Origin of the sequence: Spirillospora sp. NPDC052269 (genome assembly GCF_040679435.1) — a bacterium.
GTDB lineage: Bacteria > Actinomycetota > Actinomycetes > Streptosporangiales > Streptosporangiaceae > Spirillospora.
The window spans coordinates 93625-106391 of sequence record NZ_JBFAUU010000001.1 but is presented as its reverse complement, the minus strand read 5'-3'; the positions used below and the strand labels follow the sequence as shown (position 1 = coordinate 106391).

The 12767-nt window shown below is 70.6% G+C and carries 11 protein-coding genes; 7 read left to right on the top strand and 4 right to left on the bottom strand.

Going from position 1 to position 12767, the window contains the following annotated elements; genetic code table 11:
- Positions 1-69: 69 nt before the first annotated feature.
- From sdhC to AB0L06_RS00465, 4 genes are all read left to right on the top strand, one after another.
- The gene (gene sdhC, locus AB0L06_RS00480; RefSeq protein ID WP_500228736.1) at positions 70-900 is read left to right on the top strand and encodes a succinate dehydrogenase subunit SdhC; all 831 of its coding nucleotides are present in this window, start codon (positions 70-72) and stop codon (positions 898-900) included.
- A gap of 11 nt (positions 901-911) precedes the next feature.
- On the top strand, positions 912-2918 hold the full coding sequence (locus AB0L06_RS00475; RefSeq protein WP_500228735.1) for a fumarate reductase/succinate dehydrogenase flavoprotein subunit: 2007 nt from the start codon (positions 912-914) through the stop codon (positions 2916-2918).
- A complete protein-coding gene (locus AB0L06_RS00470; protein WP_500228734.1) occupies positions 2915-3685 on the top strand; it encodes a succinate dehydrogenase/fumarate reductase iron-sulfur subunit in 771 nt (256 codons plus the stop codon). Before AB0L06_RS00475 ends, AB0L06_RS00470 begins: the two co-directional genes overlap by 4 nt.
- A gap of 467 nt (positions 3686-4152) precedes the next feature.
- On the top strand, positions 4153-4836 hold the full coding sequence (locus AB0L06_RS00465; protein ID WP_500228733.1) for a Crp/Fnr family transcriptional regulator: 684 nt from the start codon (positions 4153-4155) through the stop codon (positions 4834-4836).
- Positions 4837-4958: 122 nt separating this feature from the next.
- On the opposite strand, the gene AB0L06_RS00460 is transcribed toward AB0L06_RS00465, so the two are convergent.
- Positions 4959-5789, bottom strand: a complete 831-nt coding sequence (locus tag AB0L06_RS00460; RefSeq protein ID WP_500228732.1) for a hypothetical protein — start codon at positions 5787-5789, stop codon at positions 4959-4961.
- A gap of 270 nt (positions 5790-6059) precedes the next feature.
- Between AB0L06_RS00460 and AB0L06_RS00455 the strand changes: the two genes are divergently transcribed.
- The 3 genes from AB0L06_RS00455 to AB0L06_RS00445 all read left to right on the top strand — a co-directional run bounded on the left by AB0L06_RS00455 (position 6060) and on the right by AB0L06_RS00445 (position 10169).
- Positions 6060-7136, top strand: coding sequence for a LysR family transcriptional regulator (locus AB0L06_RS00455; protein ID WP_500228731.1), 1077 nt, complete (start codon positions 6060-6062; stop codon positions 7134-7136).
- A 375-nt stretch (positions 7137-7511) separates the two neighbouring features.
- Positions 7512-8201: a hypothetical protein gene (locus tag AB0L06_RS00450; protein WP_500228730.1), complete on the top strand. Its 690-nt coding sequence runs from the start codon at positions 7512-7514 to the stop codon at positions 8199-8201.
- Between the two features lie 111 nt (positions 8202-8312).
- Positions 8313-10169: an LCP family protein gene (locus tag AB0L06_RS00445; RefSeq protein WP_500228729.1), complete on the top strand. Its 1857-nt coding sequence runs from the start codon at positions 8313-8315 to the stop codon at positions 10167-10169.
- Positions 10170-10230: 61 nt separating this feature from the next.
- On the opposite strand, the gene AB0L06_RS00440 is transcribed toward AB0L06_RS00445, so the two are convergent.
- From AB0L06_RS00440 to AB0L06_RS00430, 3 genes are read right to left on the bottom strand one after another with little or no spacing between them, the layout of a single operon-like run.
- Positions 10231-10614 (bottom strand): hypothetical protein, encoded by a 384-nt coding sequence (locus tag AB0L06_RS00440; protein ID WP_500228728.1) that lies wholly within the window; start codon positions 10612-10614, stop codon positions 10231-10233.
- Positions 10615-10624: 10 nt separating this feature from the next.
- Positions 10625-11161, bottom strand: a complete 537-nt coding sequence (locus AB0L06_RS00435) for a hypothetical protein (RefSeq protein WP_500228727.1) — start codon at positions 11159-11161, stop codon at positions 10625-10627.
- A gap of 14 nt (positions 11162-11175) precedes the next feature.
- Entirely contained in the window at positions 11176-12630 is a 1455-nt protein-coding gene (locus tag AB0L06_RS00430; protein WP_500228726.1) for a hypothetical protein, read from the bottom strand.
- Positions 12631-12767 lie beyond the last annotated feature (137 nt).

The following is a 12767-nucleotide window of genomic DNA, read 5'->3' as shown; positions in this document are numbered from 1 at the left end:
CGCGAGATCGGGGGAACCCACCCAGCGGGGAACGACCAGACCCCCGACCCGAGCTCAGGAGAGCGATCGATGAGCACAGTGGAGGCGCCGGGCAAGACGCGCGCCCAGATCAAGGAGCGCACGCTCCGCACGGACGACTGGCGCGTCTATCCGATCACCACACTGGTGATCTTCACGGCCTGGGTGGTGTACGCGACCGTCCGCGCGTTCTGGGGGGCCGCGTTCTACGTCCCCCAGTACCACTACCTGACGCCGTTCTACTCGCCCTGCCTCAACGACATCTGCAGCAACGTCACCGTGAACGGGCACACCGGGGACGCCGCGGAGTTCGGCACGTTCCTGCCGGCCTCGACGCGCGGCTGGATCCCGTTCGCCGCGCTCTCGCTGCCGTTCCTGCTGCTGTTCCGGCTGACCTGCTACTACTACCGCAAGGCGTACTACCGGTCGTTCTGGGCGTCCCCGCCCGCGTGCGGGGTCAGCGAGCCGCACGGCAAGTACAGCGGCGAGCGGCGCTTCCCGCTGATCGGCCAGAACCTGCACCGCTACTTCTGGATGGCCGCGTTCCTGATCTCCCTGATCAACACCTGGGACGCGATCCGCGCCTTCCACGGCAAGGACGGCGGGTTCGGCATCGGGCTCGGCACGCTGATCCTGGTCGCCAACGTCGTCCTGCTCTGGATCTACACCCTGTCGTGCCACTCCTGCCGGCACATCGTCGGCGGACGGTTGAAGCACTTCTCCAAGCACCCCGTCCGGTACTGGATGTGGGGGCAGGTCTCGAAGATCAACAAGAGCCACGGCACGTACGCCCTGATCACGCTCGGATCGCTGGTCGTGGCGGATCTCTATGTGGCGCTGGTCTCCAGCGGAACCATCTCCGACCTGCGAATCTTCAACTGAGGTAACCCCTGATGACCGAAATCGAGAGGCACGCCTGCGACGTCGTCGTGATCGGCGCGGGCGGGGCGGGGCTGCGCGCGGCGATCGAGGCGCGGCTCCAGGGCAAGAAGGTCGCCGTCATCTCCAAGTCGCTGTTCGGCAAGGCGCACACGGTGATGGCCGAGGGCGGCGCGGCGGCCGCGATGGGCAACGCGAACCCGAACGACAACTGGCAGGTGCACTACCGCGACACCATGCGCGGCGGGAAGTTCCTGAACAACTGGCGGATGGCCGAGCTGCACGCCAAGGAGGCCCCCGACCGGGTGTGGGAGCTCGAGGCGTGGGGCGCGCTGTTCGACCGCACCAAGGACGGCAAGATCTCGCAGCGCAACTTCGGCGGGCACGAGTACCCCCGGCTCGCGCACGTCGGCGACCGCACCGGCCTGGAGATGATCCGGACGCTGCAGCAGAAGGTCGTCGCGATGCAGCAGGACGACCACCGCGAGCACGGCGACTACGAGGCGCGGATCAAGGTCTGGGCCGAGACCACCGTGACCCGCCTGCTGAAGGACGGCGACGGACGGATCTGCGGCGTGTTCGCCTACGTCCGCGAGACCGGGACGTTCGTGGTGTTCGAGACCCCGGCGGTCGTGATGGCCACCGGCGGCATCGGCAAGGCGTTCAAGGTGACGTCCAACTCATGGGAGTACACCGGCGACGGGCACGCGCTCGCGCTGCTCGCCGGGGCGTCGCTGCTGAACATGGAGTTCGTCCAGTTCCACCCGACCGGGATGGTCTGGCCGCCGTCGGTCAAGGGCCTGCTGGTCACCGAGTCGGTGCGCGGTGACCGGGGCGTGCTGCGCAACTCCGACGGCAAGCGGTTCATGTTCGACTACATCCCCGAGGTCTTCCGCGACAAGTACGCGACGACCGAGGAGGAGGGCGACCGCTGGTACGACGACCCGGACAACAACCGCCGTCCGCCGGAGCTGCTGCCGCGTGACGAGGTCGCGCGGGCGATCAACTCCGAGGTGAAGGCGGGACGCGGGTCGCCGCACGGCGGCGTGTTCCTCACCGTCGTCGACCGGATGCCCGGCGGCGCGGAGGAGATCCGGCGGCGGCTGCCGTCGATGTACCACCAGTTCAAGGAGCTGGCGGACGTCGACATCACGGCCGAGCCGATGGAGGTCGGGCCGACCTGCCACTACGTCATGGGCGGCATCGAGGTCGACCCGGACACGGGCGCGGCGCTGGTTCCCGGCCTGTTCGCGGCGGGCGAGTGCTCGGGCGGCATGCACGGATCGAACCGGCTCGGCGGCAACTCGCTGTCGGACCTGCTGGTCTTCGGACGGCGCGCCGGGCTCGGGGCCGTCGAGTACGTGGACGGGCTGGCGGCCCGTCCGGAGGTCCCGGACGCGGAGGTCGCGGCGGCGTCGGCGGAGGCGCTCGCCCCGTTCGGCCGTCCGGACGGCGAGAACCCGTACGCGGTCCACGCCGAGCTGCAGATGACGATGAACGACCTGGTCGGCATCATCCGCACCGAGTCGGAGCTGGCGGAGGCGCTGGAGACGCTCGACAAGCTGCGCGCGCGTGTCGCGAAGGTCGGCGTCGCGCCGGTCGGGGTCGGCGCGGGCGACGGACGCGGCTACCACCCGGGCTGGCACCTGGCCCTGGACCTGCGGAACATGCTGCTGGTCTCGGAGGCGGTCGCGCGGGCGGCGCTCGAACGGCAGGAGAGCCGCGGCGGCCACACCCGGGACGACTACCCGGTCATGTCGGCGGACTGGCGCAAGGTCAACCTGGTGTGCCGGCTGTCCGGCGACGCGTCCGACCCGGTGAGCGGCGCGCACGTGGACCTGCGCCGCCAGCCGATGGAGCCGATGCGGGCCGACCTGATCGGCCTGTTCGAGACCGACGAGCTGAAGAAGTACCTCACCGCGGCCGAGCTGCCGGGCGGCGGCTCGGAGGCGGCCGCGGCCGAGGGCTCGAAGGCGGGCTCGGAGGCGGCGGGCGAGGCGGACGAGGAGGGCGAGCAGTGAGCTACCAGGCCAAGTTCCGGGTGTGGCGCGGCGACGAGGGCCGCGGCGAGCTGACCGACTACACGGTGGAGGTGAACGAGGGCGAGGTCGTCCTCGACATCATCCACCGGCTGCAGGCGACGCAGGCCCCCGACCTCGCCGTCCGGTGGAACTGCAAGGCGGGCAAGTGCGGCTCGTGCTCGGCGGAGGTCAACGGCATGCCGCGGCTGCTGTGCATGACCCGGATGTCCACCTTCGAGCCGGACGAGGTCATCACGGTCACGCCCGTCCGCACCTTCCCGGTCATCCGGGACCTGGTGACGGACGTGTCGTTCAACTACGAGAAGGCGCGGCAGATCCCGGCGTTCGACCCCGGCGACACCAAGCCGGGCGAGTTCCGGATGCAGCAGGTGGACGTCGAGCGCTCGCAGGAGTTCCGCAAGTGCATCGAGTGCTTCCTGTGCAACAACGTCTGCCACGTGATCCGTGACCACGAGGAGAACAAGCCGGAGTTCGCCGGCCCGCGGTTCCTGATGCGGATCGCCGAGCTGGAGATGCACCCGGCGGACGAGGCGGACCGCCGGAACATCGCCCAGGACGACCACGGCCTCGGCTTCTGCAACATCACCAAGTGCTGCACCGAGGTCTGCCCCGAGGGCATCAAGATCACCGACAACGCGCTGATCCCGATGAAGGAGCGCGTCGTCGGCCGCCGCTACGACCCGGTCGTCTGGCTCGGCTCGAAGCTCGGCATCGTGAAGAAGGGCCAGGACACGCCGTCCGCGTGACCTCGTCATGAAACGGCCGCCGGTGAACCCACCGGCGGCCGTTCTCTGTCGTCGTCCCGTGGGCGATCGATGCGCCCCTTTAGCGATCGGTGCGCCCCTTGGGCGATCGGTGGGCTCTTGGGAGAGCAACGCGTCCTTGGGAGGACGTCGCGTCCTTGGGAGAGCGTCGCGTTCGGCGGACGGTGCGCTGCCCAGGGGGCCGTCACGCGATTGTCACCGTTCGGCTAGGGGCGTCCGGCGGACGGGGGCGGCGATGCCGGCGGGCGGCGTGCCCCCGTCACCGCCGCCCGTCGCCACCGCCGTTCCCCGTGAACGCCGTCGGCCACCGTGACAACTGGGCCACCGTGCCGCGCTCCACCCTCGCTCGAACAAAGCGCGGATAATAGGTAGAAGTACACAGAACGGGCTCTTGATTTGTTCTACCGTCGCGGGTCCCCGGTGGACGTCGCGCGACTTAGCGTGGAGGCATGAGCGTCTTGGAACCGGGCTCCTTCCTCGCCGAACTCACCCCCGCCGAACGGACCGACCTCGAGTCCCGCGGGGGTGTGCGGATCTTCGAGCGCGGGGAGATGCTCTTCCACGAGGGCGAGGCCGGCACGTGGGTCGCGGTGCTGCTGGCCGGACGGGTCAAGGCGTTCTCCACGCATGAGCAGGGCGGCGAGGCGGTGCTCGGCGTCCGGGGGCCGGGCGCACTGCTCGGCGAGGTCGCGGCGATCGACGACCTGCCGCGGTCGGCGTCGGTGAAGACGCTCGAGCCCGCGCGGGCGCTGGCGCTCACCACCGCGGACTTCCGCGCCCACCTGGCCGCGAACCCGCGCGTCTCGTTCATCATCATGAAGATGCTGTGCCAGCGGTGGCGCGAGGCGGACCGCGGCCGGGTCGAGTTCGGCATGTTCGACGCCACCGGACGCGTCGCGCAGCGGCTGGTCGAGCTGGCCGAACGCTTCGGCGTCCCGTACACGGGCGTGAACGGCGCGAGCGTCCAGATCACGCTGAGCCTGACGCAGGAGGAGCTGGCCGGGTGGGTCGGCGCGTCCCGCGAGGCGGTCAGCAAGGCGCTGCGCACCCTGCGGCGCCACGGATGGATCGAGACGGGACGGCGCAGCGTCATCGTCCACGACATCCAGGCCCTCCGCCGCCACGCCCGCTGACCACCGCCTCCAGGGACGAGGGCCGACGGGTTTCGGGGCGAACTCGGGTTCGGACGTGGCCGGAAATGCAGGACGCCGCGTCCGGGGGAGCGAACGCGGCGGCCTGGTCCGGGGGGCTTGGGTCAGGAGGCGATGGGGTTGCCCGGGACCTTGGCCGACTTGAGCGACGGCAGGACCTTGGTGGTCGTGATGCCGCGGTCCTTGGCGAACGCGTCGGTGACCTGGCCGAACATGTAGTTCTTGACCCGGATCACGACGTCGAGGTTCGCGTGGTTGGCGCCGCTCGGGCTCGGCAGTCCGACCAGCATGTTCATCGCGCCGGTGAGGAGGCCGCAGTCGGTGGCGGCGGGCACCGAGAACGCGGCGTCGGTGATCTTCGCGGGGATCACCCAGGCGCCGTTCACGTTCTTCAGCGACAGGTTCGACAGGTTCGGGGTGAGCGAGATCGGGGCGGCGTCGGTGCCGATGTAGCAGTTGTCACCGAACAGGGCGCCCTTGGTGTACTCGGTCTTCACCTTCAGCGGGATGCTGTCCGGCAGGACGTACTTGCCGAGCGTGATCTGCCCGGCCTGCTGGACGCGAACCTGCAGACCGTCCAGTCCGAGCGGCGCGGACTCCTTGGGCACCGCGATCGGGTCGCTCTTGAACCCGCCGGTGGGGGTGCGGAGTTGCAGCTTCCACTCGTGCAGGCCGACCGCGACCGGGATGGTGATCGGCGCGGTGATCTTCTGGGTGAGGCCGCCGAGCTTCATCTCGCCGCCGGTCATGACGATCGCGACGCAGTTCCACAGCCAGGACTGCGCGCCCTGCGGGATCGCGGGGCAGTCCTTGAAGTCCGCGCTGCTGGGCGTGTAGGCGGGGGCCGTGTCGGCGTGGGCCGCGACGGCCGGTCCGGCCGCGAGCGCGGCGCCGAGCGCGGCCGCCGTGGCGGTCCGGGAGAACAGACGCTTCATACATGCTCCGTGCGGGTGGTGCGACAAGCCTGGGGTGGTGTGTCCATGCGGCCGCGCCGCACGGACAGCGGCAGCATAAGTGGCCCCTTACCTGCGGCGATACGCCAGGCACGAAAGTTTCTCGGGTTGCGCCTGTGACGGAAGTGACAAGAAATGCCCGCCGACTCCATGCCGACCACTCACCCCACTCCCCAACGTGATCAAGCACCGGACAACCGTCCCGATGGGTCGGACGGCGGGTCGCGGGCGGGCTGGCCCTACCCTGTGAGCGTGCAGTTGCAGCAGCTCGCCTACTTCGTCGCGGTCGCGGAGGTCAGGCACTTCACGCAGGCGGCCGAGCTGCTGCGCGTCGCCCAGCCGTCGCTGTCCAAGCAGATCCGCGCGCTGGAGACCGAGCTCGGCGCGTCCCTGTTCAGCCGGGCGCGGGGCAACATCACCCTGACGCCGGCGGGCGAGGCGCTGCTGCCGCTGGCCAAGCGGATCCTCGCCGACGTGGACACCGCCCGGCTCGAGGTGCAGGAGCTCGCCGGGCTGCGCCGCGGGCGGGTCCGGCTCGGCGCGACGCCGTCGCTGTGCGCGGGCCTGCTCGGGGACGTGCTGCGCCGCTTCCACGACGCCTATCCCGGCATCGAGCTGCTGGTCGAGGAGGGCGGCTCGCGCGACCTCGTGCGGGACCTGACGCGGGGCTCGCTCGACCTCGCGCTGGTCATCCTGCCGTTGCACGGAGACCCGCCGCTGTCCACGACACCGATCCTGCGCGAGGACCTCGTGGTCGCCTCCCCCGAGGCCGCGGGCCGTCCGGCCGAGGCTGGCGGCCGTCCGGCCGAGGCGGGCGTGGGCCGTGCGGCCGAGGCGGGGGTGGGCGGACGGCTCACCGACCGCGGCTGCCAGCTGCCGCGCCGCCCCTACCTGCACATCTCCGACCTGCGGGACCGTCCGCTGGTGATGTTCCGGTCGGGCTACGACCTGCGCGAGGCCACGATCGGCGCGTGCCGCGCGGCGGGGTTCGAGCCGCGCTTCGCCGTCGAGGGCGGCGAGATGGACGCGGTGCTCCGGTTCGTCGAGGCCGGGCTGGGCATCGCCGTCGTGCCGAGCATGGTCCTGGCCGGACGGCCGGGACTGCGCGGCACTCCTCTGATCATCACCGACGAGGACGACCCGTCCCGCGGCGGACGCCGGATCCACCCCGGCCACGGCCTGCGCCGCACGATCGCGCTGGCGCACCGCAAGGACGTCGACCTCACGCACGCGGCCCGCGCCTTCCAGGAGACCCTGGAGAACTTCCTGGTCGAGGCGGGGCTCGCCGGCAGCCTCCCACCCGGCGTCGAAACACTGCTCACCCCCTGATTGACGCCCGGCCGCCCGGCTCGTCCCAGGACACGTCCATGTCGCCCGCGTCGGCACCGGCGGACGCGGTAGTGCGCCGTGGACGCGGTAATGCGCCGTGGGCGCGGTGGACGCGGTAGTGCGCGGTGGAGGCGGGGCGGGGAGGGTGGGGCGGGGGCTTGGTGGGGTGGTTGGGGTTGGTTGAGGGGGAGTGAGTGGTTTCGGGGAGTTGGCGTGAACCGGGGAGGTTGGTTGGAAGTCATTAAGAGGTAGGCGTTCGCTTGCGGTCAGGAGCGTGTGATGTCCTTTGGGCCTCCCCCTTATCCGGGGCCTCGCTATGCGGGGGCTCCGGTTCGTCCGCCGCGTCCGCAGACGGTTCAGATCGCGTTCTCTCTGATGCTGGCCGGGGCCGGCATGCAGGTGCTGGGGTTCGTCATCACGGTGGTGCACGTCAGGGCTCTGCGGGCCGGGTTCCGAACGCGACTCGCGGAGGACGGCTCGGCTCCGGGCAATTCGACCCTGGACGGGTTGATCGCAGGGGGGATCGTTCTCGCGGGGGTGTTCACGCTGTTCGGGGTCGGATTGTGGATCTGGATGGCGTTCATGAACCGGGCGGGCCGCAACTGGGCGCGCACCACGGGGACGGTGTTCTTCGGCATCTACACGCTGAGCGCACCGTCCGACCTCACCATGCTGACGTCCGATTCCGGGCGGACCAGCGAGTACAGCGTCGGAAGCAGTTCGCCGGCGGACTTCGCGGTCAGCATCGTGACCTGGGCGGTCGGGCTGGCCGTCATCCTGCTCTTGTGGAACAAGGCTTCCGACCCGTATTTCCGGCCGGCCTACGGGCCGCCGCCGATGCCCTACGGTCAGGGGCCGTTCGGGTACCGCTCGCATGCCGAGCAACCGGGTCCGGCCGTCCGGCCTCATGGCGGGTCGGCTCCCGGTGATCAGCCTCCGGCTTTTGAGGGGCGGCCGCCGTATCCCTTGCAGGCGCCGCCGCCATCGCAGCCTGCGCCGCCGCCGGTAGGGCAGGACGGCGAGGCGCCGCCGCCCGCGCCTCCGAACTGGCAGAGCCCGAACTGAACCATCCCTGACAACATTGGGCCCGACTGACGAACTTTGCCCTGTTTAGCCCCATAATTTTTGGCGGGACGACCCCGCGACCTCACCAGTGCTGATCTGAGACGGAACCGAATGAGCAACAGAGACCCTGAACGCGAGCATCCCCGCGAGGGCCTCCCCAAGGACACCGAGCCGTCCGTTCCCGAAGCCGGGGCCAAGGCGGGCCATGACACCGCCTCCGGACGTCCCCGCGAGGACGTCGACTCGGCCTCTTCGAGTGGCGGCGAGCCCTCGCCCACCCCTTCGTCGGCCAAGGGGTCGTCGGACGAAGGTTCGGGTGCCTCGGCTTCCTCCGCCGAAGGTTCGCCAGCCGAGGGGCCGGAAGCGGCGGGTCCGTCCGCCGAGGGGGCGGACGCCGAAGGGGCGTCGCCGCGGGCGTCCACCTCCGCTGAGGGGGGTGACTCGACTGGTCCGGGGGCGGGTGCTGCTGAGATTCCGGGGCTGGGGCCGGCGGGGGACAAGGCCGGGCGGCCGGGCGGGAAGAAGGCTCGGCGGCGGGCGCTGCGGTGGGTCGCGGGCGGGATGGCCGGGGTCGTGCTGGTCGCCGGGGGCGTGGCGGCCTGGCTGTACCAGGATCTGCGGGGGAACATCCGGCAGGAGCACGTCAAGGGACGGCTCGGTGAGAACCGTCCGGCGAAGCTCAACAAGTCGCTGAACATCCTGCTCATCGGGTCGGACACGCGCGAGGGCGAGAACGGGAAGTACGGGTCGGCGGCGGAGATCTCGGGCGCGCGGTCGGACACCACGATCCTGCTGCACCTGTCGCCGAACCGGGACCAGGCCGTGGGGATCAGCTTCCCGCGCGACTCGATGGTGAAGATGCCCACGTGCAAGCGGGAGAAGGGCGCGGACGTCCCGGCGCACTTCGGGATGATCAACGAGGCGTTCGCGTACGCCGGGCCGACCTGCACGTGGAAGACGCTCGAGTCGCTGACCGGGATCCATATCGACCACTTCGTCCAGGTGGACTTCGTCGGGTTCAAGAAGATGGTGGACGCGCTCGGCGGCGTGGAGATCTGCCTCGACAAGCCGGTGGACGACCCGCGCGCCGAGCTGCACCTCAAGGCGGGACGGCAGGTCGTGAAGGGCGACGACGCGCTCGGCTACGTCCGCGCCCGCTACTCGCTCGGGGACGGGTCCGACCTCGAGCGGATCCAGCGGCAGCAGAAGTTCATGGCGTCGGTGGTGGGCAAGGCGACCGCGTCGTCCATGCTGACCGATCCGGCCAAGACCTTCCGATTCCTCCAGGCCGCGACGAAGTCGGTCACCACCGACGACGAGCTCGACCTCGGCGGGATGAAGAAGATCGCGGACGGGCTGAAGGACATGAGCGCCGGACAGGTCCGGTTCGTCACGGTCCCGGTTCAGCCGTACGCGCCCGACCCCAACCGCGTCCAGTGGGACCAGGCGCAGGCCAAGAGCCTGTTCCAGGCCGTCCAGAACGACGACGACCTGCCCGCCGCGCCGCCGACGCCCGAGACGTCCGGTCAGCCGACGAACCCCGTGAAGCCGACCGGCTCCGGCAAGCCGTCCGCCGCGGGCAAGCCGTCCGGAGCGAGCGCGCCGTCCGGGAAGCCGAAGCCGGCCGGCAAGCCCAGCGTGACGGTGGTCGACGCCGGCGCGAACCCGCAGGACGTCACGCGCATCGTCCGGCAGCTGACCCGGCGCGGTTTCGACGTCCAGAAGAAGGTAGAGAAGGCCGCGCCCACGCAGCAGACCAGCCTGACCTTCGCGCCCGCCTCGGAGGACCAGGTCACGCGTCTCGCCAGGATCGCGCCGACGGCCATCCTCACCCCGGACGCGAACACTCCCCCGGGAACGATCCGCCTGGCCCTCGGCAAGGACGGGCTCCAGCTCCTGCCGCCGAAGGCCCTCGACACCATCACCGGCGGCGTGAGCTCCGGCCAGAACATCTGCGCACAGAACTAGCGGGAGGCCGACACCACGCGCAGGCTCCGTGCGGAGCCTGCGCGGGCGGCGGGCCCAGAAGTCAGTACAGGGTGGGCTGCTCGGTTCGGCGGCGGACGAAACCGGCGAGCAGGACACCCAGCAGGACGCCGAGGATCTGCGCGGCGGTTCCCAGGCCGACGTCGCTCAGCCGGGAGCCGTTCAGCGTCCACAGGACGGCGTTCAGCAGCCAGGTCACGAGCGGCACCCCGGCCATCGCGACGATCCAGCCGCGGCCGGACTCACCCCGGTAGAGGACCCCGGCCGCGACGACCACCAGCAGGTTCATCAGCAGGGTCGGGACGGACTGGTAGCGGATGCGCTCGGCGAGCTGGTCATGGTGCGCCGCCACCGCGACGACGGCGGTCAGCAGCGAGCCGACGATCCACACGGCGAGCGCGGCTCCCCACGCCTTGGCCAGTTCCACGCGTCCTCCCTCAGAGCATCCGGACGGCGGCGACGATGCGGTTCACGGTCGCCTGGTCGAGCGCGCCGCGCTGCCAGGAGATCCGGACGACCGCGGGCAGCCGGTCGCCGTCCACCATCGCCAGGTCCACCGCCTCCACCGGCACGGTCCGGCCGGGCGCCTCGGTGATCTTGTAGGTGTAGTCGGCGCGGCGTCCGGAGCGGGCCCCGTACACCTTCGCCGGGCGCTCGGTCGTGATGCGGTACCCGTCGGAGAGCTGCACGCCGCTCTGCGCCAGGGCCATCGCGAGTCCGGCGTCCGTGGCGCTGCCGAGGCGTTCGAGCACCGCCAGCCGGACGCGCGTGTCCGGGCTCTGCGCCGAGAACGCCGCCTGCTTGTCGGGCACGCGCCGCCAGCCGGACGGGTAGGCGAGCGCGACGCGCTCGGTCCGGACGGCCGTGTACCCGGCGGGCTTGCCCGGGGCGTGCCCACCGGAGCATCCGGCGAGCAGCGCCAGGGCCAGCGGCAGGACGGCGCCCGCCGACAGTCCGAGCTTCACCTTCGTCACGCCCTCGTCCTCCCTCAACCGCCGGCGACCGTGCATTCCGGCCACGGCACGTATTGGCGGACACCGTTGCGCGGGGCGCCCAGGTACTGAGCTCCCAGCACATTCTGCAGGTTCTTCTGGTAGGTCGCCTCGAACCCGAAGCTCCGCCCGAGGTTGATCTCCAGCCCGAACTTGTAGGCGTCCTGGATGTTGTTGTAGTTGATCGCGCTGACCTTGGACTGGTCGTAGAGCAGCTTGTCGAACGCGTCCCCGGCCGGACCCGGGTCCTGGGTCACCGCGTACGGGCTCATCGCGCGCGGCACGGCCGTACCGAGCCCCGAGAGGAAGTTGCTCGCGTTGTTGGACAGCCAGTTCTCGGCGACCGAGCGGTTGCCGTCGTTGACGTCCAGCACGGTGGTGGTCGTCCTGACCCGCTTCTCCCCCTGCTTGATCTCGCCGGACCCGCTGTTGCCGCCGCCGGTCTTGCCGCCCGTGCCGTCCTTGTCCGACAGCTGGTACTCGTAGGTGTTGATGAACTCGATCCGGCTGAGCTTGCCGTTCTTGTCGCGGGTGATGCGGACCGCGCCGGTGACGCCGCCCTTCAACTCCTCGCCCTTGCTGAGCACCTGCGCCGAACCGGTGCCCTCGCCCGTCCACTGGTAGGTGTACTGGCGTTCGCCGTTGTCCTTGTTGTTGGACACGATCACCTCGGGCGAGATCTTGCCCTCGAGGGAGATGTTGCCGGTGTTCACCTCGGACTTCCCGCCGCCCGCCGCGACCGACTTGAACGCGCCGCTCGCACCGCCCTCCAGGCCGACCTTGCCGAAGGTGATGTTCGGGTCCCGGACGTCGCCGTCGCCGGTGATCAGGTTGCCCAGCCAGATTCCGGCGCCGGTGGCGGCCGGGTCCTGGCTGTGCGAGATGGCCTGCTGATCGGCCCACTGCTTCATGATGGCGTCCTGGAACTTCTTCTCCTCGCCGGCGTTCTTGAACGTCCAGGTGTCGCCGTAGCCGAACTTGAGGCCGCCGCCGATCTTCACCTCGCGCTTGCCCTTGCCGTCCAGGCCGCCGATCTTGCCCGTGTCCCACTCGGCGCCGAGTTTCTTGGGCGTCGCGTCGGCGCCGATCGAGGCGGTGTCGGTGAGGGTCAGCCGGACGGTGCCGTCGGAGAACTCCTGCCGGAGGAACCCCCACTCCTCGCCCATCTTGAAGAAGGCGATCTTGACGACGTACCCGCCCTTCTCCTCGGCCTGCTTGGCGAGGCACTTGTCCGGCCGGTAGTCGGCGTCCTTCTTGGCCGTCTCGGGCGGCTGGCAGTCGCCGCCGAACATCCGGCAGATCGCCGCGGCGGTCGCCGGCCCGGCCACGTTCCCCGTCAGGGTGGCGAAGAGGACGACGATCACCGCGGCCACGCCGACCAACGCCGCGTACTCGAGCCCGCCGGCTCCTCTGTCGGGGGCCCGGCCCCGTCGCGCTTCTCTCGCTCCCACGGGTCGGACGCTACGAACCGCGGCAGGCCCCTCACCAGGGTCTACGGCCCCTGAGGGGACCCCATTCGGAACTCCCGATCACCCGTCGGGGGCCCAACCTGGGCCCCCCGGGGCCCAGATCCCGGACGCCCCGGTCA